Annotated in this window: 23 protein-coding genes; 15 read left to right on the top strand and 8 right to left on the bottom strand. The window is 51.6% G+C overall.

Annotation, left to right across the window (positions count from 1 at the left end; translation table 11 throughout):
* Positions 1-85: 85 nt before the first annotated feature.
* From ACYU8Y_RS25915 to ACYU8Y_RS25895, 5 genes are all read left to right on the top strand, one after another.
* Positions 86-1669 carry an NAD(P)/FAD-dependent oxidoreductase gene (locus tag ACYU8Y_RS25915; protein WP_460941076.1) on the top strand — a complete coding sequence of 528 codons (1584 nt, stop codon included), beginning with the start codon at positions 86-88 and terminating at the stop codon, positions 1667-1669.
* Positions 1670-1741: 72 nt separating this feature from the next.
* Positions 1742-2371 carry an NUDIX hydrolase gene (locus ACYU8Y_RS25910; protein WP_460941075.1) on the top strand — a complete coding sequence of 210 codons (630 nt, stop codon included), beginning with the start codon at positions 1742-1744 and terminating at the stop codon, positions 2369-2371.
* Between the two features lie 384 nt (positions 2372-2755).
* Complete coding sequence (locus ACYU8Y_RS25905; protein ID WP_460941074.1) at positions 2756-3925, top strand: efflux RND transporter periplasmic adaptor subunit; 1170 nt, start codon at positions 2756-2758, stop codon at positions 3923-3925.
* 84 nt (positions 3926-4009) lie between these two features.
* Complete coding sequence (locus tag ACYU8Y_RS25900; RefSeq protein WP_460941073.1) at positions 4010-7120, top strand: efflux RND transporter permease subunit; 3111 nt, start codon at positions 4010-4012, stop codon at positions 7118-7120.
* Between the two features lie 174 nt (positions 7121-7294).
* On the top strand, positions 7295-8476 hold the full coding sequence (locus ACYU8Y_RS25895) for a glycoside hydrolase family 88 protein (RefSeq protein WP_460941072.1): 1182 nt from the start codon (positions 7295-7297) through the stop codon (positions 8474-8476).
* 72 nt (positions 8477-8548) lie between these two features.
* On the opposite strand, the gene ACYU8Y_RS25890 is transcribed toward ACYU8Y_RS25895, so the two are convergent.
* Positions 8549-9253, bottom strand: a complete 705-nt coding sequence (locus ACYU8Y_RS25890) for an SGNH/GDSL hydrolase family protein (protein ID WP_460941071.1) — start codon at positions 9251-9253, stop codon at positions 8549-8551.
* Positions 9254-9430: 177 nt separating this feature from the next.
* On the opposite strand from ACYU8Y_RS25890, the gene ACYU8Y_RS25885 reads away from it, so the two are divergent.
* Positions 9431-10024, top strand: a complete 594-nt coding sequence (locus ACYU8Y_RS25885; RefSeq protein WP_460941070.1) for an RNA polymerase sigma factor — start codon at positions 9431-9433, stop codon at positions 10022-10024.
* A complete protein-coding gene (locus ACYU8Y_RS25880) occupies positions 10014-11696 on the top strand; it encodes a hypothetical protein (RefSeq protein ID WP_460941069.1) in 1683 nt (560 codons plus the stop codon). Before ACYU8Y_RS25885 ends, ACYU8Y_RS25880 begins: the two co-directional genes overlap by 11 nt.
* Before the next feature lie 91 nt (positions 11697-11787).
* Here the strand turns inward: ACYU8Y_RS25880 and ACYU8Y_RS25875 are convergent, their stop codons facing one another.
* The 3 genes from ACYU8Y_RS25875 to ACYU8Y_RS25865 are packed head-to-tail and all read right to left on the bottom strand — an operon-like array spanning position 11788 to position 13959.
* Positions 11788-13107, bottom strand: a complete 1320-nt coding sequence (locus ACYU8Y_RS25875; RefSeq protein WP_460941068.1) for a PQQ-dependent sugar dehydrogenase — start codon at positions 13105-13107, stop codon at positions 11788-11790.
* A 47-nt stretch (positions 13108-13154) separates the two neighbouring features.
* Complete coding sequence (locus ACYU8Y_RS25870; RefSeq protein ID WP_460941067.1) at positions 13155-13511, bottom strand: DUF3471 domain-containing protein; 357 nt, start codon at positions 13509-13511, stop codon at positions 13155-13157.
* A gap of 40 nt (positions 13512-13551) precedes the next feature.
* On the bottom strand, positions 13552-13959 hold the full coding sequence (locus tag ACYU8Y_RS25865; protein ID WP_460941066.1) for a GNAT family N-acetyltransferase: 408 nt from the start codon (positions 13957-13959) through the stop codon (positions 13552-13554).
* A 51-nt stretch (positions 13960-14010) separates the two neighbouring features.
* Between ACYU8Y_RS25865 and ACYU8Y_RS25860 the strand changes: the two genes are divergently transcribed.
* Positions 14011-14238 carry a UPF0175 family protein gene (locus ACYU8Y_RS25860; RefSeq protein ID WP_460941065.1) on the top strand — a complete coding sequence of 76 codons (228 nt, stop codon included), beginning with the start codon at positions 14011-14013 and terminating at the stop codon, positions 14236-14238.
* A 145-nt stretch (positions 14239-14383) separates the two neighbouring features.
* Complete coding sequence (locus ACYU8Y_RS25855; protein ID WP_460941064.1) at positions 14384-14686, top strand: DUF3368 domain-containing protein; 303 nt, start codon at positions 14384-14386, stop codon at positions 14684-14686.
* Between the two features lie 8 nt (positions 14687-14694).
* Here ACYU8Y_RS25855 and ACYU8Y_RS25850 read toward each other — a convergent pair whose 3' ends face one another.
* Positions 14695-15642: a threonine ammonia-lyase gene (locus ACYU8Y_RS25850; RefSeq protein ID WP_460941063.1), complete on the bottom strand. Its 948-nt coding sequence runs from the start codon at positions 15640-15642 to the stop codon at positions 14695-14697.
* Positions 15643-15809: 167 nt separating this feature from the next.
* Here ACYU8Y_RS25850 and ACYU8Y_RS25845 point away from each other — a divergent pair, with 167 nt between their 5' ends.
* The gene (locus tag ACYU8Y_RS25845; protein ID WP_460941062.1) at positions 15810-16736 is read left to right on the top strand and encodes a sugar phosphate isomerase/epimerase family protein; all 927 of its coding nucleotides are present in this window, start codon (positions 15810-15812) and stop codon (positions 16734-16736) included.
* A 154-nt stretch (positions 16737-16890) separates the two neighbouring features.
* A complete protein-coding gene (locus ACYU8Y_RS25840) occupies positions 16891-18510 on the top strand; it encodes an aldehyde dehydrogenase (NADP(+)) (RefSeq protein ID WP_460941061.1) in 1620 nt (539 codons plus the stop codon).
* A 156-nt stretch (positions 18511-18666) separates the two neighbouring features.
* Here ACYU8Y_RS25840 and ACYU8Y_RS25835 read toward each other — a convergent pair whose 3' ends face one another.
* The 3 genes from ACYU8Y_RS25835 to ACYU8Y_RS25825 all read right to left on the bottom strand — a co-directional run bounded on the left by ACYU8Y_RS25835 (position 18667) and on the right by ACYU8Y_RS25825 (position 20647).
* Entirely contained in the window at positions 18667-19368 is a 702-nt protein-coding gene (locus tag ACYU8Y_RS25835) for an SDR family NAD(P)-dependent oxidoreductase (protein ID WP_460941217.1), read from the bottom strand.
* Positions 19369-19464: 96 nt separating this feature from the next.
* Positions 19465-20145: a GTP cyclohydrolase I FolE gene (gene folE, locus ACYU8Y_RS25830; protein ID WP_460941216.1), complete on the bottom strand. Its 681-nt coding sequence runs from the start codon at positions 20143-20145 to the stop codon at positions 19465-19467.
* Between the two features lie 67 nt (positions 20146-20212).
* Entirely contained in the window at positions 20213-20647 is a 435-nt protein-coding gene (locus ACYU8Y_RS25825; RefSeq protein WP_460941060.1) for a 6-pyruvoyl trahydropterin synthase family protein, read from the bottom strand.
* Positions 20648-20935: 288 nt separating this feature from the next.
* On the opposite strand from ACYU8Y_RS25825, the gene ACYU8Y_RS25820 reads away from it, so the two are divergent.
* From ACYU8Y_RS25820 to ACYU8Y_RS25805, 4 genes are all read left to right on the top strand, one after another.
* Complete coding sequence (locus tag ACYU8Y_RS25820) at positions 20936-22021, top strand: MBL fold metallo-hydrolase (protein ID WP_460941059.1); 1086 nt, start codon at positions 20936-20938, stop codon at positions 22019-22021.
* Between the two features lie 132 nt (positions 22022-22153).
* A complete protein-coding gene (locus ACYU8Y_RS25815; RefSeq protein WP_460941058.1) occupies positions 22154-23530 on the top strand; it encodes a Gfo/Idh/MocA family protein in 1377 nt (458 codons plus the stop codon).
* A 188-nt stretch (positions 23531-23718) separates the two neighbouring features.
* Positions 23719-24939, top strand: a complete 1221-nt coding sequence (locus tag ACYU8Y_RS25810) for a sugar MFS transporter (RefSeq protein ID WP_460941057.1) — start codon at positions 23719-23721, stop codon at positions 24937-24939.
* 11 nt (positions 24940-24950) lie between these two features.
* A complete protein-coding gene (locus ACYU8Y_RS25805; RefSeq protein ID WP_460941056.1) occupies positions 24951-26033 on the top strand; it encodes a mevalonate kinase family protein in 1083 nt (360 codons plus the stop codon).
* Positions 26034-26037: the final 4 nt, after the last annotated feature.

Below are 26037 nucleotides of genomic sequence, written 5' to 3'. Positions count from 1 at the left end.
TAACCGGTTTTGAAGATTCGGTTTTGCGACGACACAGTTTCTTGACTGATTAATTGCCGACCAGCCGTAACGGCCATTTTTGACGATGATTCACCAGATTTCACTTAACCTGCCTCCCGAACTGGCTTTTGACGAACCTGCTTTTCGGGAACAGGCTTTAGATCACCTCTCGTTGCCTGACACCGCCGATATCGTGGTGCGGAAACGTCGGCAGTCGATTGATGCGCGTAACCGGCAAGTACGGATAAAAGTGGATGCCGATGTCTTTGCGGGCGAAATGCCACCCCCGCTTATCCAGTACCAGAAACCGCAGACGGATGTCAGCCGGGCGCAACAGGCTATTGTCGTGGGGGCCGGTCCTGCCGGACTTTTTGCGGCTCTTCGGCTCATCGAGTTAGGTATAAAGCCCATTGTGCTGGAGCGGGGCAGTGATGTACGCGCCCGCCGACGCGATTTGGCAGCTATCAACAAAGACCATATTGTTAACCCGGAATCCAATTACTGTTTTGGCGAAGGGGGGGCCGGGACCTACTCGGATGGCAAGCTATACACTCGGTCGACCAAACGGGGCGATGTCCGGCGTATTCTGGAAATTTTTGTGGCGCACGGGGCCACCGAACAAATTCTGGTCGATGCGCACCCGCACATCGGCACCAATAAACTACCCAACGTAGTCACTGACCTCCGCGAAAGTATCCTGAACGCGGGGGGCGAAGTTCGGTTCGATACAAAAGTTACCGACTTGATTCTGGCCGAATCACCAGCAGGCCCTACGGCCCTGAAGGGCGTTGTGCTGGCCAATGGCGAATCGCTGGAAGGGATCGGCGTAATTCTGGCGACAGGGCATTCGGCACGCGATATTTTTTATCTGCTCCAGGCTCGTCGGGTCCGTATCGAGGCCAAGCCGTTTGCCATGGGCGTTCGCATTGAGCATCAGCAACGTTTGATCGATCAATTTCAGTACCACAGACCCGAACGGGGCGATTATTTACCGGCGGCCTCCTACAGTCTGGTCGCTCAAACTCGATTCAAAGGGGTAGAACGGGGCGTTTTTTCGTTTTGTATGTGTCCGGGCGGCTTCATTGTCCCTGCAGCCACAGCACCGGGAGAGCTGGTCGTTAATGGCATGTCGCCCTCACGTCGGGATTCGCAATTTGCCAATTCGGGTCTGGTGGTCGCCATTGCCGATGAAGATCTCTTACCGTATGCGGATGAAGGAGCACTGGCCGGACTGGCCCTGCAGCAGGATCTGGAACGATGGGCCTGTAAGATGGGCGATGGTCGGCAAACGGCTCCGGCCCAACGCATTGCCGATTTTGTAGACGGTCGGGTGTCTATCCAACTACTCCCGACTTCTTACCAGCCGGGTCTGGCATCGGTCGATATGAGCGACGTGCTGCCCGATCACATTGCGCAGCCACTTCGGCAGGGGCTACGTGATTTTGGCCGTAAAATGCGTGGTTATCTCAGTAACGATGGTCAGGTGATTGGCGTTGAAAGCCGGACCTCATCGCCGGTACGGATTCCGCGCCACCGCGAAACCTGTGAGCATGTCCAGGTAAGTCGGCTGTTTCCCTGTGGCGAAGGAGCCGGTTATGCGGGGGGCATCGTTTCGGCCGCTATGGATGGTGAACGATGTGCCGAAGAATTAGTTAAGTTGTATAAATAGGTTCATGGTTTTCGGTGGGCTGGCGGACAAATCGTGGCGGCACCGACGTAAACCATAAATCGAACACCAATAATGATCGACACTTCATTCCATACCTTCGCCGACCATCTCCGCCAACGGTTGCAAGAGCCATTGCCGGGCGAGGCCGCCCACAAAAAGATGGCGTCGACAGCGCGGTATCGGCTTGGCATCAAACCGAATGAGCGAACGCGCCGGAGTGCCGTGTTGATCTGTTTTTACCCCTACCAGAACTCCATTTACTTGCCGTTGATTCTGAGGCCCCAATACGACGGCGTTCATGCCGGCCAGATGGCGTTTCCGGGCGGTCGTATGGAGCGAATCGACGAGAACCTGACCCGCACGGCGTTGCGGGAAGCGCAGGAAGAGGTCGGCATTCGCGTATCGGATGTGAAAGTGCTTGGCCTGCTGACGGAGCTTTATATTCCGCCCAGCAATTTTTACGTCCAGCCCGTTGTCGGTGTACTCCCCTACCGGCCTGATTTCTACCCCGATCCACGCGAAGTAGAGGCCGTTGTGGAAGTGAGTTTAGATACCCTTTTGGACGAGACGATTGTTGGCGACAGTCAAATCGAGGTTCGGGGTGTCTTGGTCGACGCGCCCTTTTACCAGATTCAGGGGTACCGGGTCTGGGGGGCGACTGCCATGATGATCAGCGAATTGCTGATGGTCATGGACTCCTGATCAGCTACCGGCCATTTGGCAAGATTTAGGCCCATTGGCAAACTATATTTTTTTCACCTAATGCCCGTAAGTACTTCCTGAAACGTATATATAGCGCTCTTCTCCGTTTTTGGCTTACTTAATTTTAATACATGGCTCATAACCAGTAGAAAAAACGGCTATATACCAGAACAAACAAAGTTATTTACGCTAGGTTCATAAGCATTTCTACGGGTACAAAACGCTATCTACCCGGTCAATTCGTTTGAATAACCCATAGAAAAACCGTTCAGAATCAGTTATCTGGCGGTTGAAATAGTCCGTAACCTTGATAGCTTTGCAGTTAGAGAACAAATGCGATCATTCGGTCGTTAAAACCAAAGACCCCTTCTACAAAATATTCCTGTGAAAAGATGGATTGCTATCGGTCTCGTCGTTCTGGTACTCGGCGGGATAATCGTGTATAATAAGATTTTACATCCAGCTCCCGGCGCATCGGGGCCCGGAGGAGGTAGTGGTGGTAAAGGTGCAGCAGATGCCAAAGGTGGGGCCGGTGGCGGCAAAGGTGGACCTGGTGGAGGAGGGGCACCAGCCAGTGTAAATGGATTCGTGGTTATTTCACAACAACTTCGGGAAGACGTGGTATCCAGCGGTTCCCTGCTCGCATCAGAACAGGTCGACATCTATCCCGAAATTTCAGCACGCATTACGCAACTCAACATCCAGGAAGGTCAGCCGGTGAAGAAAGGAGATTTGCTGGTCAAACTTTTTGATACGGATCTACGGGCACAACTTCAGAAATTGCAGGCGCAGGCGGATAACGCCCGGCGTACCGAAGAACGGAACAAACAACTACTGGAACGGGGCGGTATCAGTCAACAGGAATACGACATTGTGACAACGAACCTCCGCTCTTCGCTGGCCGATATCGAACTGGTCAAAGCGAATTTGCAGCGAACTGAAATCCGTGCTCCCTTCTCGGGGGTAATCGGTCTTCGTAACGTCAGTTCCGGTGCCGTGGTTTCCCAAAGCACACTCATTGCCCGCCTTCAACAGATTTCGTCGCTTAAGCTCGATTTTTCCATTCCTGAAAAATATGGCCCATCTGTACATACGGGCAGCAAGATTTCGTTTGTCGTAGACGGGAGTAATCAGCAAAGCCAGGGCATCGTGTACGCGATTGAACCGGGCGTCGATGAGCAGACGCGTAACCTTCGCATTCGGGCTCGGGTAGACAATGCAACAGCCGGTAACGGGCAACCCCTCTTCCGGCCGGGCACATTTGCCCGGGTGACCTTAACGATTCAAAATGAGCAGAGTTTAGTGGTACCTACCCAGGCCGTTATTCCCCAAACCCGAACCAATCAGGTTATTTTGGTTAAAAACGGCAAAGCAGTTTTCAAAGACGTAAAAACCGGCCTCCGGACAGCGGGTACGATTCAGATTCTGTCAGGTCTGCAAAAAGGAGATACCGTTGCTACGACAGGGTTGCTATTCCTTAAACAGGATGCGCCGGTTAAGATTGGCAAGGTAATAACCATACCAAGTACGGGTCCTAAAGTAGCGAGTAACTGAGTTTTTCTCAAAGCTGGCCTGCGCGCACAGTCTGCGTCGGCCGCGCAGGAAAAACAGTACATGTAAACGACAAAAACAATCAAGATGAGTCTACCCGAGCTTAGTCTTAACCGTCCCGTATTTGCCATGGTGATGTCCATCATCATTGTGCTTTTCGGTGTCATTGGCTTTACCTTTCTGGGCGTTCGCGAATACCCGGCTATTGACCCGCCGGTCATTTCGGTGCGGACTAACTACACGGGTGCCAACCCCGATATTATCGAGTCGCAGATTACTGAACCCATCGAGAAGTCGCTGAACAGTATCGAAGGCATTCGAACGATTTCGTCCAGTAGTGCGCTGGGGGCCAGCACGATCACGATCGAGTTTAACCTGGATGCCAATCTGGAACAGGCCGCTAACGACGTGCGTGACAAAGTAGCCCAGGCCCAGCGGCAACTTCCGCAGGATATTGATGCTCCGCCGGTGGTAACGAAAGCCGATGCGAACTCGGAACCGATCATTTTTATGACCGTTCAGAGCACAAGCCGCAACCCGACACAGCTATCCGATTATGCAGAAAACGTACTTCAGGAGCGCGTACAAACCATCCCCGGTGTTAGTCAGGCGAATATCTACGGTCTGAAACGGCAAGCGATGCGCCTATGGATCGACCCAATTAAACTATCGGCTTATCGGCTCACCTCGCAGGATATTCAGGCAGCCCTGAATGCGCAGAACGTTGAGTTACCCAGTGGCAAAGTGTATGGCAACAACACCGAATTGACAGTTAAAGCCGTAGGCCGACTCACCACAGAGGATGATTTCAACAACCTGATTCTGCGCCAGACGAGTAACCAGATCGTGCGGTTCAAAGACGTGGGATATGCAACCCTGGGCGCGGAGAACGAAGAAACCATTTCGAAGCAAAACGGCGCCGTGGGCGTTATTCTGGTCTTGATTCCACAACCCGGTGCTAACTATGTAAGCATTGCCGATGAGTTTTACAAACGCTTCGATCAGCTCAAACGAGACCTGCCCGACGACATTATCGTTAGCATCGGTATCGACCGTAGTATCTTTATCCGGCGGGCCATTGAAGAAGTAGGCGAAACCCTGCTGATCTCGTTTGTTCTGGTCGTACTGGTCATTTATTTTTTCTTCCGCGACTGGCTCATCGCGTTCCGGCCCCTGATCGACATTCCGGTATCGCTCATCGGTGCCTTCTTCATTATGTACGTGGCCGATTTCAGTATCAACGTCTTGACCCTGCTGGGAATCGTTCTGGCAACGGGTCTTGTGGTGGATGATGGTATCGTGGTCACGGAAAACATTTTCAAGAAAATTGAGCAGGGCATGGATACCAAAGAGGCCGCGCGGGAAGGATCCAACGAGATCTTCTTTGCCGTACTCGCCACTTCCATTACGCTGGCTATCGTGTTCCTGCCGATTATTTTCCTCGAAGGATTCGTAGGTCGTTTGTTCCGTGAGTTTGGTATCGTGGTGGCTGGTGCCGTGTTAATTTCAGCCTTCGTATCCCTTACGCTAACGCCGGTATTGAGTGTTAAGCTGACCAGCAAGAATCACGGCCGCTCCTGGTTTTACCGAAAAACTGAACCTTTCTTCGAGTGGCTGGACAATTCGTACCGCTCCTCGCTCGATACCTTTATGCTGAAACGGGGCTGGGCATTCGTCATGATTGGGGCTTGTCTGCTTTTGATTTTCGGGCTGGGGGCCTTGCTCAAGTCCGAATTAGCTCCCCTCGAAGACCGCAGCCGTACCCGCGTTTCGATCACATCGCCCGAAGGTACCAGTTACGAAGCGCAGGCTGCCACCACCGACCGGGTCATGCAGTTGGTGATGGATTCCATTCCTGAAACAAAACTGGCCTTCAGTGTCGTAGCGCCTGGTTTTTCGGGAGCGGGTGCCGTCAACTCGTCGTTCGTTATGATTAACATGAGCGATCCCAGCGAGCGGACCCGATCCCAGCAGGATATTGTGGATTACCTGAATAAAAACCTGAAGAAGTTCACCGAAGCGCGGATGTTTGCTACCCAGGATCAAACGATTCAGGTTGGCCGGGGCGGTGGCCTACCGGTTCAGTTTGTGATCCAGAACCTCAACTTTGAGAAGTTGCGCGAAAAGCTGCCAACGTTTCTCGACGAAGTACAGAAAGACCCTACGTTCCAGAATTCGGATGTTGATTTGAAATTCAATAAGCCCGAATTAAACATCAGTATTGACCGCGAGAAAGCGACGAATCTGGGCATTTCGGTACAGGATGTGGCCCAAACCCTGCAATTAGCCCTGAGTAACCGGCGGTTGGCTTACTTCCTGATGAACGGAAAACAATACCAGGTTATCGGGCAGGTAGACCGGGCTGACCGTGATGCGCCTGTAGACTTAGCCTCGTTCTATGTACGCTCCAGTCAGGGACAACTGATCCAGTTAGATAACCTGGTCAAGTTCCAGGAAGTGAGCAGTCCACCCCAGGTGTACCACTATAACCGCTTTAAATCGGCTACCGTATCAGCAGGGCTAGCCCCCGGCAAAACAGTTGGCGATGGTGTGGAAGCCATGCGCGCGATTGCCGCCCGCACGCTCGACGAAAGTTTCCAAACCGCTCTTTCCGGCCCTTCCCGTGACTATGCCGAAAGCTCATCCAATACGCTCTTCGCGTTTGGTCTGGCGCTGATTCTGGTTTATCTGGTCCTGGCAGCGCAGTTCGATTCATTTATCGATCCGCTCATTATCATGATTACCGTACCACTGGCTCTTGCCGGAGCCGTATTCTCGCTCTGGATGTTCAACCAGACTCTGAATATTTTCAGTCAGATCGGGATTATTATGCTGGTAGGTCTGGTCACGAAAAACGGTATTCTGATCGTGGAGTTTGCCAATGAACAACGTTTGACCGGCAAGAACAAGTTTGAAGCCGCTACCGAATCGGCAGCTCTTCGCCTGCGTCCTATTCTGATGACAACACTCGTGGCCGCCTTTGGTGCCTTGCCGCTGGCCCTGGCTTTGGGTTCAGCCTCCAAAAGCCGGATTCCACTCGGTATTGTTATCGTGGGTGGCCTTATGTTCTCGCTTGTCCTTACCCTCTACGTCGTTCCGGTTATTTACACTTACATGACCCGCCGGAAAGACGTTCAGCCAGAAACGGTCAAAACGGACGACGATGTAAAACCAGAAGAGCTGGAAATGCACGTTTAGGACCAGACATACATTGAGTAATGGGGGTGATTTGTTCAGGCAAATCACCCCTTTTTGATGGTTTATTCGGCGAAAAAAGAGCGTAGTAGATTAAAAAAAGGGAGGTTTTTGCTTAGTATCTGAACGAGTCTGCCAAGAACGAACTATCGACTCGCCTTTCTATACTAACTACGCATGAAACGCTACCTACCCGTCTGTCTGCTGCTACTGGCCCAGTTCGCCTTTGCACAAACACCCATCAACGTCGATAAAGAATTCGATTTTGCCGCTCAGCAATACGCGCTCATGCTGAAGTCGCACCCCGACACGACCCGGTTTCCGCAGTCAACCAAGCCCGATGGATCACCTGATGACCGCAAGTCGGACTGGTGGTGCAGTGGTTTTTTTGGTGGTTCGCTCTGGCATATCTACGAACGAACCAAAGCGCCAGTCTGGAAAGAAGCCGCTAACAAGTGGACAATGGCCGTAGCTAAAGAACAATATAATACCGGTACGCACGATCTCGGCTTTATGCTCTATTGCCCATTCGGAAACGGCTATCGGCTTACCAAAAATGCGGCCTACCCGCCTATTATGCTGACGGGTGCCAAGTCGTTATCGACACGCTTCAACCCAAAAGTTGGCGTTATCAAGTCCTGGAATAAATTTCAGAGCTACGACTATCCCGTTATCATCGACAACATGATGAACCTGGAGTTTCTGTTTTGGGCGGCACGTACGTCAGGGAACAAGGCGTTTTATGACCTGTCGGTTACGCATGCCGATAACACCATGAAGAATCACTATCGGCCCGACTACAGCAGTTACCACGTCGTGTGCTACAACCCGGATGGTACCGTAGCAGCCAAAAAGACGGCACAGGGATACGCCGACAATTCGGCCTGGGCACGGGGACAGGCCTGGGGCTTGTACGGTTACACGGTCATGTATCGGGAAACGAAAGACAAAAAGTACCTGGAGCACGCCCGTCACATCGCCGACTTCTACCTGAACCACCCCAACCTGCCCGCCGACAAAATTCCCTACTGGGATTTCAATGCTCCCAATATCCCAAACGAAGAACGGGATGCATCGGCCGGTGCGATTACCGCTGCGGCTCTGCTGGAGCTCTGCACCTACGGTGGTCCGTCGGCTAAAACCTATTATCAATCGGCAGTGAAAATGCTGGAGAGTTTGTCCAGCCCGGCCTACAAAGCCAACCTTGGCGAGAATAACAACTTTATTCTGAAGCACAGTGTGGGACACAAGCCGCAGAAAAGCGAGGTTGATACCCCCATCATTTACGCCGATTACTACTACCTGGAAGCCTTGTTGCGCTATGATGCGCTGCGAAAGAAACCAGCTTTTCGGTCATAAAATCCTGACCGTATAGAAGAAAGCTCTTTGTAGGCAGGCGTTACGGCTTGCCAATGAAGGGCTTTCCTGTACTTACTCCCTACGGAAAGCCTGAATCGTAACGATGGTCGGTGCTGACTGGTAAAAGTCGAACAAGGATCGACCCAATAGCTCATGGCTCACGGCACTGAGGTGCTCTTTGTCATTTGGCAGGAAATATTCCTCACGCGGCCGAATGACGGAGTCGGTATCGAAAACACTTACCAATCGTTTATCAGCTTCCCGGAGCAGCACCGCCCGACCTCGCTTGCGCAGCCAGTGCTGAGTCGGTTCGAGGTGCGAAAAAGGGGTCAGCAATAACACATTATGACGGTAAGGCCTCAGTTGCTTAAGCAACACTGAAATTGACGAAGTAGCGCGACCGGGGAAGATGAACGACATTAACGCATCCCTTACCATTTTCAGTTGATCGCTAATTTTCCGGCTGGCTGTCTGCCGGGAACAGGCAACGGAAGCAGGAAAAGCTGGCATGGTAAGCCCCGACGATTGAGCGGCCTGTGATGTAGCCCCCTGAATGAGGGTATGGTCTAGCTGAAGAATAATCAGATCATACCGATTCAACGGCAGTTGAGACAGGGTAGCGATCGTTTGGGCCATCGTCAAATGCGCATAGGCTTCCACAGATACCGCTCGTCCGGCGCGACTGATATGCCGAATAAAATGACCGATATAACTAAGGTTCCCTTCCGACAGTCCATAGCCGTAGGTATGTTCGTCACCAATCACTAAAACGTTCATTAGCTAACCAAAATGAGATGAGTATGCCCATTTATAGCCTGTACGTGCAGTTGTCGATAAGTGTTGCTCGCAGCAAAAAAAATAGTTAATAACTTGACTATTAGGTGCAACATTATCTAACGAAAATGCGTACTAAGGCTGTAATCAGGAATGTATCCGTAAAAATCCGACCGAACTTTGTTTTTTCGAAAATCATCTCCGTTCGCCGAAAGTGACCTGATTAGCGTCATCAGGGCCTGCCGTACCAGCGACCCACGTGCGCAGCGAACACTCTTCAAGCAATTTTTTGGGTATGCGAAGAGCATTTGTCTGCGCTACACCTCGAGCGTTGAAGAGGCAGAAGATGTATTGAACGAAGGATTTCTGAAAGCTTTTCAGCATTTGGACAGTTATGATGAAACGTTACCGTTTAAAGCCTGGTTACGCACAATTTTAGTGAACACGGCCATCAGTCACTACCGAAAGAATCATCGTTTTGAGCAACACGCGTCACTGGAGTCGGGCGAGCAGGTAGCGTTCGATGATGACGTAGTTGATCAAATTGCGGCCGAGGAAATACTCGCGCTGGTGCAGCAATTGACCCCAACCTACCGTACTGTGTTTATGATGCACGTTGTAGACGGCTATAGCCTTCACGAAATTGCGGGTATCCTGAGCCATAACGAGGCAACCGTTCGCTCCAACTTTGCCCGCGCCCGGCAGAAGTTACAAGTACTTATCAAACAAGCTCACTACCGTAAAACAGCCACTATTCCGTATCATGAAAACTGACCGCTTTTCCGATATTATCCGGCGAAAACTGGAAAGTATTCGGCCGGAATTTTCCGAAAAAGACTGGGCCAGGATGCAGTCATCGCTGCAAACTGGAATTCCCCAGCCAGGCATCCCCCCGTCGGGCAACCCCTTTAGCGGTAGCATATGGACCGCCAAGCCCTGGCTGATGGCTGCGGCTGCCGTGGGTGCCGTTGTGCTGGTGAGCTATGGTTTCTGGCAGCACAACGAGATCAATCGTCTGCGTCAGACAATCGGCCAGTTAAGCAAGCGGCCAACGCAACAAACAGCTTCAACGCAATTAACGCCCTCAGTTCCGGCTACCGACACGATGGCTGCGACACAAGCGACTGAAAAGCAGCCCCAGGCAGGCAACCAAGCGTTACTTACGTCGGCCGATACCAAAACCGGTCGTCGTGGTGAGCGGGATACGGTTTATGTCACTCGCTATGTTTCTGTACCGTCCCGTTCCCACGTAGTTCCTCCGGAAGACGATCGTTCCGTTGACCGTTCGGAAAAACCAACGGGTCAGCGGTACGCGACGACGGATCAACCATCAGAATCAACGGTACAACCAAATCAATCGGATAATTTACCTAATAACCCGAAAACAAACGCGTATGGGAAACCCTCTACTTTTTCTTCTATAGTTAGTGAACGTGCCGATAATTCATCAGAAACAGCGACGACCTCGGCGGGTAAACGTCCCAGGGAGCGTGGCTTGTCGGATCAGTACGTTGGCCATCGAGCGACGACCGAGCAAGTCGCATCACCAGACCTACGGACGCGGCCAGCGAGCTCGTCTATTCGTTCCGAGAATACGCAGGCTAATCATAGTGTCAACAAAACGCCTGCTTCAACCGAATCGACCAAGGCTGGTTCAGCCGAGCCATCGATAACGGCCCGTTATGAGCTAATCGACATGCAATCTATAGCAACGCCGACGATCAACTGGACCGGTCAGCTTGCCCAGCGGGCAAAGCGGATACGCCCGGCACGGACAACGGTGGTCTCTGGCGCGGTGGAGCAGGCTCCGGAGAGTCAGCCCATCAACCAGCTAGCGGGTCGTTTTCGGGCCGGGCTGGGTGGCGAAGTGGCTTCTAAAGTGCTTAGTGCCGGCGTCTTCACGGAAGTATTGGCCGGACCCCAAAAGAACTGGTCAATAGGTGTCGGGCTCAGCCAGGCTACCTACAGCGGTAGATTCATAAACGATTTTGATTTTGACCGGCGCATGAAACGAGACTTCAGAAAAGAATTTGCCCGTAATGTCGATCCCCGTCGTGAGATCTTGAATATTGACACACGAACGACGCGTATACAAATTCCGATTAATCTTGGGTATCGAATCCCGCTTACGTCTACCCTAACCTTATCACCAACCGTTGGTACGTCGCTGAATGTATCAAGTACCGAAACGGCAACTTTTTACTGTTCCTTGCTGATTCCCCAGCGGAACTACGACGAGCTTAGTTTCAGTAGCTCGAGGTCAGTTGACGTGCTCACTACGGTTGCGTTCGGTACTAGTTTGGAGTGGCAAAGCCGCCACTGGGTTTTGCAGGGCAGCCCTGTTCTGACACTGCCTCTTCAGGCAGAGCAGTTCATGCAACCTGACCCCAACTGGCAGACGAAAGCAACACTTGGCCTACGGGCTCGGCTACTGTATCAGTTCTAGACAATACAAACGATAAAAAGATAAGTGGCTGACACACAGGTAGTAGTTTGCGTATCAGCCACTTATCTCTTTCATTCTTTAGGCGTTTTACCTACGACTTGCTAGCCGCTATCCGCCAGATTCGGCCACCAGCGTCATCGGCCACCAGCATCGATCCATCGGGAAGTACGGCTATTCCTACGGGCCGACCATACGCGTCTTTATCCTTTCCGGTCAGAAAACCCGTCAGAAAATCCTCTGGTTTTCCTGGCTTGCCGCCCTGAAAAGGTACAAAAACCACTTTATAGCCGGAGAATTGGGACCGGTTCCAGGAACCATGCTGCCCAACAAAAGCCCCATTGCGGTACTTTTCAGGGAAGGCCGTTTTATCGTAGAAGGCCAATCCCAACGACGCCGTATGGGCTCCCAGGGGAACATCAGGGACGACAGCTTTTTTCACCAGATCGGGCCGTTCACCTTTCCGGCGTGGGTCTTCATTCTGACCATAATACGAATAAGGCCAGCCATAAAAAGCGCCTTCCTTAACACTGGTCAGGTAATCGGGCACCAGGTCATCCCCAAGTTCGTCGCGCTCGTTCACTGCCGTATAGAGCTTTTTTGACGTTGGTTCCCAACCCATACCTACTGGATTGCGCAAGCCACTGGCATAGATCCGCTCGCCGGTTCCGTCGGGGTTGATCTCCAGAATGTTTGCCCGACGAATTTCATTTTCTGGACCATGTTCGCCTACGTTACTTCCCGACCCAACCGATATAAATATTTTCTTTCCATCGGGTCCAGCCAGCAGATTCCGTGTCCAGTGGTTGTTGTAGCCACCGGCGGGCAAGTTCAGAATTTTCTTCCCCGCCGTGTTGATCTTCGTCTGGCCAGGTTTGTAATCGTACTGCATCAACCCATCCGTATTGGCTGCGTAAAACTTGTCGCCCAGCACCAACATACCGAAAGGTTGATTCAAGCCTGTCAGGAAAGGCTCCCGAAGGTCAGGCTTCCCATCTTTATTGGTGTCGCGCAACAGGGTGATGCGATTGGCACTGGCTTCGGTCCGCTCCGATTTGCTTTTGCCCGTTACGGCATTTACGACGGCATTTTTGATCCCCTTTCGTTCCGTATTGGCCTCGGCAACAAAAACATCACCATCCGGAGCGACATAAATCCAGCGTGGACTCTGAAGATCCCGGGCGTATTCAGTCACCGTGAAGCCTGCTGGGGCCTGGGGTGTTTTACCGGCAGGCCATTCAACGATGTTGCTAAATTTTTGGGTCGACTTGGTAGCGTATGGCGCTGGCAGACTGATCGTTGTATCAGCCGTAGCCACGGTCTCGCCTGTTTGATCGGTAGCCTTTTTCTGGCTACAGGACCAGGCACTGGCCAGCAGTGTGGTAACTGCAAAGAAAAGCGTTGATGATTTCATGGTTGAGTTGATTTTATCTTTTGTCAACTCATTGCGCAGTCGTTTAGTTATGGATTCTCTTTCTTAGCAGTCAACTCGGTTCCCTGAATAGCCATAGTCAGGCTGGTTACCGCTTTTGTAGCCGCATCCCGAACAAAAGTGATGATTGACCCATACGAGCTGGTAGACTGATACGTATCGGATTTTGCCTGTTTGACCAGCTTATTTTTACCATAGGTATCGGCCTCCCCGAACAGCTCGCCTTTTTCGGTCGTAATGGTATATTTTTGAATAGGACTACCGCTGGCAAAGGTGTACGAACCGACATAGGCCTTTACAGAATCAGCCGAAGCCGTTTGGGCTTTTGCCCCAGTCGCCAGGGTAAGCAGACTACCGGCCAATAGAACAGTGAGAATTGATTTCATTCGTTTACAGAGGTTTAGGGGTTCACCTTACACAAGGCGCTCACAAGGTTAGCGAAAATTTCGCATACGGAATCGGGCCTTTATAGAATACTTCGCTAGCGGCTTCCATACCGAATCGCCGGTAGAAATCGGCGGCATCCAACCGAGCGTCGCACCAGAGTACAGTGGCCCTCAACCGTCGGGCTTCAGCAATAACATGATTCATTAATTTGGTTCCAATGCCCTTCCGCTGGTGATCAGGATGGGCCGCAAACTTCCGGAAACGGCTCTCCTGTCCGTTCACAAACAGAGAAATCACCGCAATCAACTCTCCCCTTTCAAACGCGCCAAAATGATACCCAGCAGCGTCATCGTCAACCTTTACATAGTCGAGAGGTTTATCGGGCCAGAGTACCGAATGGCGTAATGGGTGGGTTTGCTCTGGCGTAATAGATTGAATAGTAAGCATATCAGAATGGCAGTTTTCCTAAAGAGCCTAAGAATATAGTATATTTGGTTTATGAAAACGATAACGCTTACCGTACCTGACAGCCTGGACCTGGATTCCCAGGAACTGGCGATGCTTGTCGCGTCGCGACTGTATGAACAGGGAAAACTTTCACTTGGTCAGGCAGCAGACGTAGCGGGTTTAACTAAACGAACATTCGCTGAATTGATGGGCAGCTACAATGTGTCATTATTTAATTTTCCTGTATCGGATTTAGCCAGTGACGTTGCCAATGCCTAAGACAATTATTGCTGATACGAGTTGCTTCATTCTTTTAACAAACATTGGCGAACTTGAGCTTTTACATACGGTCTAACATCAAATTATAACTACGCTCGACATCGCTATCGAATATGGCGAACCACTTCCAGCGTGGGTGGAAGTTATGCCGGTAAACGATAAATCCAGACAGCAGCTTCTGGAGTTACAAATTGACAAAGGTGAATCAAGCGCTATTGCGCTGGCCCTGGAAATACCAAATAGCCTTATTATCCTTGACGACTACAAAGCCAGAAAAATAGCTCAACAGCTTAGCCTTACGTTTACGGGAACAATCGGCGTCATCATTAAAGCAAAGCTGAATGGAGCCATTCCTTCCATCAAACCAATCCTAAAAAAAATCAAGAGTACCAATTTTCGATTATCAGCAGAACTTGAGCGTCAGGCCCTGGAAGCAGCCAATGAATAGTAAACATATCAGAATGGCAGTTTTCCTAAATCGACGTTTCCACCGGTTAGTATAATACCGATCTTCTGGCCCGCAAATTGATCTTTGTGTTTTAACACGGCTGCCAGCGGCACCGCGCAGGATGGCTCAACGATAATTTTCATCCGCTCCCAAATCAACCGCATGGCCGCAATAATGTCGGGATCAGACACGGTCAGGATATCCGTGACGTGCGAGCGAATGATGGCTAACGTCCGTTCGCTGAGGCTTGTCATCAACCCATCGGCAATGGTATTGATGTAAGGCGCTTTCTCAACTCGCCCCGTCTGAAACGACAGAATGGCATCAGCCGCTCCCTCGGGCTCCCCGGCAATAACGCGGGTCATAGGCGACAGATAGTGCGTCGACAGGGCGGTACCGCTCAGCAGCCCTCCCCCACCAACCGGTGCCAGAATGACATCGAACGGACGGTCCTGGGTATTATCTTCAATAAGTTCTTTGACAGCCGTAGCCTGCCCAGCGATCACCCGATCGTCGTCGAAGGGATGTACCAATACGGCCCCTGTCCGGGCCATCACCGCACGAACACCAGCCTCACGGGCGTCGAGCGTTGGTTCGCATTCGATAACGTCGGCACCGTATCCCCGAACAGCGTCTTTTTTTACCTGAGGAGCCGTGCGCGGCATCACGATGTACGCAGGCATACCCACCTGCCGGGCAGCAAAGGCTACAGCCTGGGCGTGGTTACCGGACGAGTGCGTTGTAATGGCGGAGCCTTCTTTGTTCTGAGCGACTTGCAGCACCGCGTTCAGCCCACCTCTTGCTTTGAAAGCCCCGATCTTCTGAAAGTTTTCGCATTTAAAAAACAGCTCGGCGCCCGCCCGGTCATTGATCGTTTGATTTGTCAGCACGGCGGTGCGATGAATATAGGGTCTGATGCGGTCGTGGGCTTCCTGTATGGTATCGAATGTAATCATTGGTCAGGCGATAGAGATCCGGGCAAATTACGAAAGAAAACAATTCTGTCCCGCTAAACCATTGGTCAGTCGGCAAATCGAATGAGTAATTTACGGTTGCTTTGTTTCTTTGTCAGATAAGCAGCGTTTGCTTCCCAAAACTCATGTTCTGTAAAACCCGTTTCGTTATGACCACCGATCGTCGTTCTTTTTTGAAACAAGCTGCTGGCTCCTTAGCTGGCATGGCGCTTATGCCAACCGTTTTTGCCGAAGCGCCTACGAAAAAGATGTTCTTCGATATTTCGCTGGCTGAGTGGTCGCTGCACAAAGCGCTGTTCAGCAAGAAAATCACGAATTTAGAATTTCCCGGCATTGCCCGCAAAGAGTTCGATATCAGCATTGTCGAGTACGTTAACCAGTTCTTCAAGGATAAGGCACAGGATAAAACATACCTCAACGACCTGCTGGCCCGCTGCAAGGACAATGGCATTACCAACAACCTCATCATGATCGATGGGGAAGGAAACCTGGGCGCAACGGATACGGCCGAACGGACAAAAGCCGTTGAAAATCACCACAGATGGGTTGAATGCGCCAAGTATCTTGGTTGTAAAACCATCAGGGTCAATGCCGCCGGACAGGGTACAGCCGAAGAGGTGGCTAAAGCGGCCGTTGATGGCCTCAGCAAACTTGGCGAATTTGCCAAAACAATGAATATCAACGTCATCGTTGAAAACCACGGTAGTTATTCGTCTAACGGGCAATGGCTCTCGGGCGTCATGAAGCAAGTGGGCATGAAAAACGTAGGGACGCTCCCCGACTTCGGAAATTTCTGCATCAAGCGTGGTGATAACCATACCTGCGCCGAGGAGTACGACCGCTATAAGGGAACCGCCGAACTGATGCCTTTCGCGAAAGGAGCCTCGGCTAAATTCTACGACTTCGATGCGAATGGTAACTGCGTGGAAACCGACTACAACCGCACCATGAAAATTGTGAAGGATAGCGGCTTCAAAGGCATCATCGGTATCGAATACGAAGGTAGCCAGCTGGACGAGTACGACGGTATTCGCAAGTCCAAAGCGCTGCTGGAGCGGGTTGGTCCAACCGTTTAAATTTACTGTGGCGCGGCCGGGTGGTGGAAACCTCTATAGTAGTATCCTGTGTTGTCAAAAATGACGGGCGGCTACGTGGGTTTCCACCACCCGGCTGAACCGTGGCGACGGCCACCCGGCCGCGCTACTTCATTTAATTCATTGTTAGAAACGTATGTCAACCACGCAACAAACGATCACCGTCAGTTTTATTGGCAATGAACCGGTTTCGGGCGACGGTAATCTGTTCCGCGCCTTTGCCCCTGCCCGTCACGAAAATCTTGAGGATGATTTTGCCAATGTATCTGCCGAACAGGCCAATCTGGCCGTAGCCAAAGCGGCCGAAGCGTTCCCGATCTATGCGAAACTGACGCCCGCCCAACGGGCTGAGTTTTTAGATACGATTGCCAGCGAACTGGAAGCACTTGGTGACGAACTCATCGAACGGGCCGTTCTCGAAAGCGGTCTGCCAGTGGGCCGGATTTCGGGCGAGCGAGGCCGGACAACGGGGCAATTGCGTTTGTTTGCCAATCTATTACGCGAAGGTTCGTGGGTAGACGCTCGCATCAATCCAGCGCTGCCGGATCGCCAGCCTCTGCCGCGTACTGATCTTCGCCGGATGCTGGTACCACTCGGGCCAGTCGTGGTCTTTGGCGCCAGCAATTTCCCGCTGGCCTTTTCCGTAGCGGGTGGCGATACGGCTTCAGCTTTGGCAGCCGGTTGTCCGGTTGTTGTAAAAGCACACCCATCGCATCCCGGAACGTCATCTCTGGTTGGGCAGGCCATTGTGTTAGCCGCCGAAAAAACGGGGATGCCCGATGGCGTCTTTTCGCTCCTTCACGCCGATAATGAAGTGGCTCAGCAGTTAGTTGCCCATCCGGCGGTAAAAGCAGTTGGCTTTACAGGTTCCCGGGCGGGTGGTCTGGCCTTGTTGCGCGTAGCTCAAGAGCGGCCTGAGCCCATTCCGGTCTATGCGGAAATGAGTGCGGTCAATCCGGTCGTTGTTCTCCCTGGAGCCATTAGTCAGCCAGATGGGCCCAATTCCGCTACGACAGTAGCCGCTGGCCTGGCGGCCTCGGTAACACTTGGCGTGGGGCAGTTCTGTACAAATCCGGGCCTGACCTTCCTGCTCGACTCCCCGAATACTGATACGTTTCTGGAAACAGTTGCCGCGAAAATCCGGGCATCGGCTCCGGCAACGATGCTAAATGCCGGCATCTGTCAGGCGTACCAGAAAGGTGTGCAGCAGAACAGGGTCGTTCCTGGTGTTCATGTACTGGCCGAAGCCGACACGGATGCCGATAGCACCCAAACGCAGGGAAGACCCACCATCCTACGGACATCGGCTCCTATCTTCCTAAGCAGTGAATTTTTGAGCGAAGAAGTATTCGGCCCGTCATCGCTCATCGTGGTGTGCGAAACGGAAGACGAACTGGCCGAATGCTTGACCATATTGGAAGGGCAGCTTACCGCAACGATCTATGCCACAGCCGATGAGTTAAAGGCGTCCTCCGTCGACTGGATCGCTCTTTTACAGGCAAAAGCCGGGCGTGTATTATTCGGTGGTTTCCCAACCGGTGTCGAGGTTAGCGAAGCCATGACGCACGGTGGCCCTTTCCCGGCAACATCCGATAGCCGCTCAACGTCGGTGGGTACAGGGGCCATTCTGCGCTTTGTCAGGCCGGTAACGTATCAAAGCTTCCCGGATGAACTCTTACCTCCTGCTTTGCAGAATGCCAATCCGCTTGGCATCTGGCGGAACGTTGACGGTATACAGAAAAAGGACGCTATTTAGAGCCATTGGGTTACGAAGCGTACCATTGGTATTTATCAGTAAAAAGGCCACGTTCGAACGTGGCCTTTTTACTGGTAAGGGTAATCTATAACCGGGTCAAAATTCGGCGCAATGGACTTCCTGATTCATAAGCGCCGGCCTTTACGGTGCTGTATGCTACTTCAAACTCCCCATTCCGCCATCTACCCCGATAATCTGGCCTGTAATCCAACTAGCCTGATCCGTGAGTAAATAGGCCGCCATACTCGCTATATCCTGAGGAGAGCCGTACCGGTTAAGCGGATGCCGTTTGTTAGCCGCTTCTCGCTTCGTGTCATCCCCAAGGAGGAAGCCCGCCAGGGGCGTATCAGTCAATGAGGGCGCTATGGCATTCACCCGAACATTGAAGGGAGCCAGTTCGGCCGCCAGCGATTTAGTTAACCCTTCAACCGCCGACTTCGCCACAGACACCGACGAGTGCATACCCATTCCCAGCTTGGCCGCTACCGTACTGAACAGAACAACGCTACCCGATTTGGATTTCTTGATGGCGGCATAACTCGCCTGGATAGCCCCCACGGCCCCTAAGACATTGACCTCTAAATCGCGCCGGTAATCATCCAGCGTCAGCCGCTGAAAAGGCTTAAGGTTAATACTGCCGGGACAATAAACCAGGCCGTGCAGCGTGTCGGGCAGTTGGTTAAAGGCTTCTAGTGCGGGGGTTTGAGTAACATCCCAGGTCATGTGCGTAGACGGGATGCCCTCTGGTTGTGTACGACCGGCGGTAAATAGCGTTGCGCCCTCTGCCTGAAGCTGTTGAGCCAGCGCGTAGCCAATGCCTGAGCTGGCACCAATGATAAGAATCTGTTTACCCTGCATAAACGAGTTTGTGGTTTGTCGTTCGTAGTTGGCTTGTGCAAAAAAATGGGTATGCATCAGCCAACTACGAACGGCAAACCACAAACATACAGGAGATTAAATACTCACACTCGGCTGGGTAACGTACCGGAGGAGTTCCTGTTTCGTTGCTTCTTCGGAAAACTTGCCGCCATACGATGCCGTGACCGTAGAGCTGTTAATATCGTGGACACCCCGCGTAGAAACGCAAAGATGCTTGGCATCAATTATAACGGCTACATCTTCGGTTTCAAGTACGCGTTTCAGTTCTTCAGCGATTTGTATCGTCAGGCGCTCCTGAACCTGAGGCCGCTTGCCAAAGTACTCGACAACCCGATTCAACTTGGACAAGCCAATCACTTTACCACTTGAAATGTAGGCAACATGAGCCTTACCGATGATGGGCACAAAATGATGTTCACAGTACGTCTGAACGGTGATGTCTTTTTCAACAAGCATCTCGTTGTACCGAAACTTATTATCGAACAACGTAGGTTTAGGCTTATTGGCAGGATTCAGGCCACTGAAAATTTCATTCACGTACATTTTAGCGACCCGGCGGGGCGACCCTTTCAGACTATCGTCAGTCAGGTCGAGGCCCAGTATTCCCATAATCTCACGAAAATGCTCTTCGATAAGATCAATCTTTAAATCGTCGTCAATAGCAAAGGCATCGGGACGCATGGGGGTATCGATGGACGATGCACCGTGCGCATCCCCGATTTCATCGACTAATTCGTCGACCTCCCAGGCAGCCATGCCCACCGAATCAGTCTGATGACTTTCCAGCGCATGACCGTCTTGATTACTACCAGTCGTAGGTTGACTAATAGACGGGGTATTCGACGAAGTTCCGTTCAGTTTCATACAGTCTGATTTTAAGGTCTAAGCCCTCGCTTAGTTGATTGCGTAAAATGTTGTAAATGACTATGGCAATGTTTTCGGCCGATGGATTGAGGTCAGCAAACTCTTCGGTATCGAGGTTCAGATTCTTATGGTCGAAGCGGTCCGTAACGTGTTCCTGAATAAGCGTACCGAGCGCCTTCATGTCGATCACATAACCCGTTTCGGGGTCGATTGGGCCGGTTACCTGCACGATCAACTCATAGTTGTGCCCATGGTAGTTCGGATTATTGCACTTGCCGTATACCCGTGTGTTTTTCTCGTCCGACCAGTTGGGATTATTCAGACGGTGTGCAGCGTTGAAATGTTCCTTTCGAAACACCGCAACTCGTGGGGCACTTGCCCGGGAATTAGTCATAAAAGAAATCGAAATAGGGTTCGATCAACCTGTCGTTACAAAGTTTGTGTACAACACAGGCAGACAGCCGAGCGAGTAGCTAAATCGCTCATTCGTATGCAATGATTTAACAAGCATCCAGTTTATTTGTTCAACGTTTATTTCGAAAGATTAAACAAAACGGGATGCATTCCAGGTCAATAACATCCGCTTATCCGGTATTGTTCCCACTCATCTACTCCGCCGGGCTATGCGGAACCAGATGGTATGGGATGCGGTTGTGCCCCCATGAAACGCCTTCGTAAACCTATGCTACTCACTTTATTTATTCTTTCCGGACTGATTGCCACCACCTTCCTGTTCATGCAGCAAAGTACCTTCGGGAGTAATCCGACCGCCACCCGTCTGGAGCATATTCAACGCTCCCCCAATTACCGGGATGGGTCTTTTCAAAACCTGGAGAAAACGACGGTTATGCTTGAAAATGCCTCCTATTTGGGTATGATGAGGGATTTTATCAACAAAGACAAAGACAACATCCCAGCTAAACCGATTCCATCGGTGAAGACAGATTTAAAGGCATTGCCCGACGATAAACCAACCGTTGTCTGGTTCGGCCACTCATCTTACCTGATAAAATCGCAGGGTGTCACGATTCTGGCTGATCCGGTTTTTAGTGGCAATGCCTCACCTGTTTCGTACTTTGGTAAGGCCTATCCCGGCTCCAATGTGTATAGTGTCGAAGACATGCCCGACATTGATCTGTTAATCCTATCGCATGATCATTATGATCACCTCGATTACCCGACCATCACGAAGCTTATTCCTAAAGTCAAAAAGTTCTACACGGCGCTCGGTGTAGGTGCTCACCTCGAACGGTGGGGCGTTCCGGCCGACCGAATTGTGGAATTCGATTGGTGGGAAAGTCATCATGTTGACACGAATCTGGACTTGACGGCGGTTCCGGCCCGTCACTTTTCAGGTCGCAGCCTGACACGCGGAAAAACCCTGTGGACGGCCTACGTGATGAAGATCCACGGCTATTCGCTGTATCTGGGTGGCGATTCGGGTTATGGAAAACACTTCAAGGAAATTGGCGCTAAATACGGCCCGTTCGATCTGGCCATTCTCGAATGTGGTCAGTATGGCAAAGACTGGCCTGATATTCACATGTTTCCGGAAGAGGTGGCCACGGCTGCTCAGGACCTGGGCGCCAAAACCGTCTTGCCCGTACACTGGGCCAAGTTCTCGCTGGCCAATCATGGCTGGACAGAACCCATTGAGCGATTTACAAAACGGGCCGCCGAGCAAAATCTAAATTATACGACGCCACTGATTGGCGAACCGGTAGTCATAGGCGTATCCTATCCAAAGTCGAGGTGGTGGCATTACTAGGGATTGATGGCACGAGGCTGGGGCTTGTGCCGCCGACTTATTTTGCCTGTGTAAAATTAGATGGACGTATGTTTTTTGCGGTGAAACAGCGTTCTTTGGTCTGTAAACCCCACTCTACGTACCGAATCCGCTATGCAGACACCTACCCGGCGCCAGTTCATTCGCACAGCCGCGCTCACAGGCGCAGCTACATCTATAGCAACAACTTCCGTATTCCCCGCTATTCTGACGGGCGCCCGGCCAGCAGCCTCTAAGGTTCGATTAGCCTTTATTGGTGTGGGTTCGCGCGGGCGCAGTCACGTTGAGCAAGCCATTTACCGCGATGACGTCGACATTGTGGCCATTTGTGACCCCGCTCCCGAAGCGATCAGTCGAACAACCGCTATGATTGAAAAAGCGGGACGCAAAGCGCCGGTGGCCTACGGAAAGGGCGATGAAGCGTTCAAGGACATGCTCAAACGCGACGACATTGACGGCGTCGTGATTGCCACGCCCTGGGAATGGCACGTGCCCATGGCCGTAGCCACGATGAACGCGGGCAAATATGCCGGCATAGAGGTATCGGCAACGGTAACGCTGAAAGAATCGTGGGATCTGGTGAACGCGTCGGAGAAGTCGGGGTCGCCCTGCATGATTCTGGAGAATGTGTGTTATCGGCGCGATGTGCTGGCCGTATTGAACATGATTCGGAAAGGGATGTTTGGCGAAATGACCTACGCCCACTGCGGCTACCAGCACGACCTGCGAAACATTAAATTCAACGATGGCAAGTCGATTTCGGGTGTCGGGGCTGAATTTGGCGAAAAAGGCTACTCGGAAGCGCATTGGCGTACCCAGCACTCGGTCGACCGAAACGGTGATTTATACCCAACGCACGGCCTGGGCCCGGTGGCGCACTGGCTCGACATCAACCGGGGCAATCGGTTTACGCATCTCACCTCAACGGCGACCAAAAGCCGGGGGTTGCATAAATATGTAGTCGACAAAGGTGGCCCGAATCACCCCAACGCGAAAGTAAATTTTAAGCTTGGCGACGTTGTCACAACGGTCATTCAATGCGCCAATGGGGAAAACATCGTGATCATTCACGATACCAACTCGCCCCGGCCCTACTCACTTGGGTTCCGGGCTCAGGGAACGAATGGTATCTGGATGGACGACAACGACATGATCTACCTGGAAGGCGTCTCGTCCAAACCGCATAGCTGGGAGCCCTTCGCAGCTTATCAGGAAAAATACGATCATCCGCTCTGGAAGCGCCACGCCCAAACCGCCGAAAACGCGGGGCATGGTGGCATCGACTTCTTCGTCCTCCGCGCTTTTATCGAATCCATAAAGGCGAAAGGCCCCGTGCCCATCGATGTGTATGATGCCGCCGTTTGGAGCGCCATCAGCCCCCTGTCGGAACAGAGTATTGCTGGAGGGAGCAAGCCTATCGAGATTCCTGATTTCACGCGGGGTAAGTGGAAAACGAACAAGCCAATCTTTGGGCTGAACGACAACTATTAATGATGACGAATAGGCGTTTATTCGTTTGTGATTAACTGATGTAGGTTTGGAGCTTTCTCGGTGTTACATCTCTCAGTTGTAAGAATTCACAAATAGTAAACTGCCTTTTCGAGTAAATACCGATTTCTATTTTTAATTTGTAAAAATTTTTAAAATCCTTTGCCTGCCTTTAATCTTCAACTTAGCTAATGACACCTACTGCTCCGCCTAAAACCCAAAATTACACCGGCCCATTACTTATTATTGGCGCCCTTTTCTTTGTTTTTGGCTTCGTCACGTGGGTCAACAGTGTGTTGATTGTGTTTTTTAAACAAGCCTTCAACTTAAGCACCGTCGGTTCTAACCTGGTCGCCTTTGCCTTTTTCATCTCGTACACATTGATGGCCATTCCGTCGTCGGCGCTTCTGAAGCGAACGGGGTTCAAAAATGGCATGTCGATGGGTCTGCTGGTTATGGCAGTGGGTACGATTATTTTCGTACCAGCAGCCAAAGCTCTTTCGTACCCACTTTTTCTGGTGGGCTTATTTCTGATTGGCATTGGTCTGACCGTCTTACAAACGGCCTCAAATCCCTACGCCACGATTCTTGGTCCTCGTGAAAGTGCTGCTCAACGCATCAGCTTCCTTGGCGTAGCGAATAAATTGGCGGGCATTTGCAGTCAGTTTATTTTTGGTGGGCTGTTGCTAACGGGTGCTAATGCCGTTTCTGGTACGGCCACCCTGGAAAAAGTAGTGACACCGTACATGATTTTGACAGGTGTACTCATTATACTGGCTATTCTGATTCGGTTCTCAAACCTTCCGGAAGTATCGGAAGAGCAGGACGACGAACCCATCGGTACAACCTCGCGCACCAGCGTCTGGCAGTTTCCAAACCTGATTCTGGGCGTGCTGGCGTTGTTCTGCTACGTAGGAGCCGAAGTTATAGCGGGCGATACAATTATCAACTACGGGCGCGCCATCGGCTTTTCCAACGATGAAGCCAAGTATTTCACAACTTACACGCTTTACGGTTTGCTGGGCGGGTATATTCTTGGCATTGTAGCAATTCCGCGCTTTATCTCGCAACAAATGGCATTGCGCGTCGGATCAATTCTGGCGTTAATTTTGACAACGGGCGCTATTCTGACGGATGGATTTCCGTCCATTTTGTGCGTCGCTTTGCTCGGATTCGCTATCTCGCCCATGTGGCCCGCCGTATGGCCCCTAGCGCTAAATCATCTCGGAAAATTCACCAAAATAGGGTCGGCGCTGCTGATCATGGGCATTTCGGGTGGCGCTCTACTCCCGCTCCTGCACGGCTATTTGACGGATACCGTTAGCCCCAAAATGGCTTATGCCCTATTGCTGCCTTTATTCGGTTTTATCTTGTACTACGCCGTGGCGGGCCATAAGAAGACAAACTGGTAATTAGCCTTCTTATGATCGTCTCTACCCCCGGCCGTATTTGCCTTTTTGGTGAACATCAGGATTACTTAGGTTTACCCGTTATCGCAGCCGCTATTTCGCGCCGAATTCAGGTAGACGCCCATCCATCGGACCAACAGGGCTTTCGCCTTGATCTGCCCGACATTCGTAGCTCCGTAAACATTCCGTTCGATGGGGAGCCGCTTGCTTATCCGCAAACGCGCGATTATTTCCGCTCGGCGGTAAATGCGCTACTGCGTGAGGGCTTCACGTTTACCAAAGGAATCGAAGGTGATGTGCACGGAAACATACCCATCAACTCAGGTACATCCAGTTCGTCGGCCTTGCTCATCACGTGGCTTACGGTGTTGACTCAACTGGCCGATCAGCCCCGTACGCTTTCAGCAGAACAACTGGCCGAACTCGGATATAGGGCGGAGGTTCTGGAATTTGGTGAACCCGGCGGCATGATGGATCACTACTCAACCGCCGTTGGCCATGTTATTTACCTGGAATCGCAGCCGGCAATTCGACTGGAGGCTCTCAATCCACCACTTGGTACGTTTGTGCTTGGCGATTCGCAGGAACCCAAAGACACCATTGGTATTCTGCAACGTGTCAAGTTTGGTATGCTGGCGATTATCAAGAATCTAAAAACCATCAGTCCTCAGTTTGACCTCGACACGTTAAGCGTGACCGAGGTATCAGAGTTCAAGGATTTCCTGACCAAAGATGAGTACATTCTCCTGAAGGGTAACCTGTCGAACCGGGATATTCTGCGGGATGCACTAAGCCTGTTGCGGTCTTCAGCTGATTCGGCAAACGCTTTTGATCACGCCCGTTTTGGCCAACTCCTGAACGATCATCAGGCCAACCTGCGGGATGCCCAGCGTATTTCGACGCCCAAAATTGACCGCATGCTCGATGCAGCCATGTCGGCCGGGGCGTTGGGTGGGAAAATCAACGGATCAGGCGGGGGTGGCTGCATGTTCGCCTATGCGACCCAACAGCCCGAAGCCGTCGCCGAAGCTATTGAACGGGAAGGCGGCAAAGCCTACATTGTTCATGTGGCTGAAGGAACGACCATCTCAACTTAGTAGT

Source organism: Spirosoma humi (genome assembly GCF_054776575.1).
This window is presented reverse-complemented; position numbering and strand designations above follow the sequence as displayed.

What these genes read in the sequence shown, in the direction of transcription:
- ACYU8Y_RS25860 (WP_460941065.1), top strand. Translation starts at nt 14,011, where the DNA reads ATGAAAACGATAACGCTTACCGTACCTGACAGCCTGGACCTGGATTCC.
- ACYU8Y_RS25815 (WP_460941058.1), top strand. Translation starts at nt 22,154, where the DNA reads ATGCAGACACCTACCCGGCGCCAGTTCATTCGCACAGCCGCGCTCACA.
- ACYU8Y_RS25895 (WP_460941072.1), top strand. Translation starts at nt 7,295, where the DNA reads ATGAAACGCTACCTACCCGTCTGTCTGCTGCTACTGGCCCAGTTCGCC.
- ACYU8Y_RS25900 (WP_460941073.1), top strand. Translation starts at nt 4,010, where the DNA reads ATGAGTCTACCCGAGCTTAGTCTTAACCGTCCCGTATTTGCCATGGTG.
- ACYU8Y_RS25825 (WP_460941060.1), bottom strand. Translation starts at nt 20,647, where the DNA reads ATGACTAATTCCCGGGCAAGTGCCCCACGAGTTGCGGTGTTTCGAAAG.
- ACYU8Y_RS25870 (WP_460941067.1), bottom strand. Translation starts at nt 13,511, where the DNA reads ATGAAATCAATTCTCACTGTTCTATTGGCCGGTAGTCTGCTTACCCTG.
- folE (WP_460941216.1), bottom strand. Translation starts at nt 20,145, where the DNA reads ATGGCTGCCTGGGAGGTCGACGAATTAGTCGATGAAATCGGGGATGCG.
- ACYU8Y_RS25810 (WP_460941057.1), top strand. Translation starts at nt 23,719, where the DNA reads ATGACACCTACTGCTCCGCCTAAAACCCAAAATTACACCGGCCCATTA.
- ACYU8Y_RS25855 (WP_460941064.1), top strand. Translation starts at nt 14,384, where the DNA reads ATGCCGGTAAACGATAAATCCAGACAGCAGCTTCTGGAGTTACAAATT.
- ACYU8Y_RS25845 (WP_460941062.1), top strand. Translation starts at nt 15,810, where the DNA reads ATGACCACCGATCGTCGTTCTTTTTTGAAACAAGCTGCTGGCTCCTTA.
- ACYU8Y_RS25915 (WP_460941076.1), top strand. Translation starts at nt 86, where the DNA reads ATGATTCACCAGATTTCACTTAACCTGCCTCCCGAACTGGCTTTTGAC.
- ACYU8Y_RS25835 (WP_460941217.1), bottom strand. Translation starts at nt 19,368, where the DNA reads ATGCAGGGTAAACAGATTCTTATCATTGGTGCCAGCTCAGGCATTGGC.
- ACYU8Y_RS25840 (WP_460941061.1), top strand. Translation starts at nt 16,891, where the DNA reads ATGTCAACCACGCAACAAACGATCACCGTCAGTTTTATTGGCAATGAA.
- ACYU8Y_RS25880 (WP_460941069.1), top strand. Translation starts at nt 10,014, where the DNA reads ATGAAAACTGACCGCTTTTCCGATATTATCCGGCGAAAACTGGAAAGT.
- ACYU8Y_RS25805 (WP_460941056.1), top strand. Translation starts at nt 24,951, where the DNA reads ATGATCGTCTCTACCCCCGGCCGTATTTGCCTTTTTGGTGAACATCAG.
- ACYU8Y_RS25890 (WP_460941071.1), bottom strand. Translation starts at nt 9,253, where the DNA reads ATGAACGTTTTAGTGATTGGTGACGAACATACCTACGGCTATGGACTG.
- ACYU8Y_RS25910 (WP_460941075.1), top strand. Translation starts at nt 1,742, where the DNA reads ATGATCGACACTTCATTCCATACCTTCGCCGACCATCTCCGCCAACGG.
- ACYU8Y_RS25865 (WP_460941066.1), bottom strand. Translation starts at nt 13,959, where the DNA reads ATGCTTACTATTCAATCTATTACGCCAGAGCAAACCCACCCATTACGC.
- ACYU8Y_RS25850 (WP_460941063.1), bottom strand. Translation starts at nt 15,642, where the DNA reads ATGATTACATTCGATACCATACAGGAAGCCCACGACCGCATCAGACCC.
- ACYU8Y_RS25875 (WP_460941068.1), bottom strand. Translation starts at nt 13,107, where the DNA reads ATGAAATCATCAACGCTTTTCTTTGCAGTTACCACACTGCTGGCCAGT.
- ACYU8Y_RS25820 (WP_460941059.1), top strand. Translation starts at nt 20,936, where the DNA reads ATGCTACTCACTTTATTTATTCTTTCCGGACTGATTGCCACCACCTTC.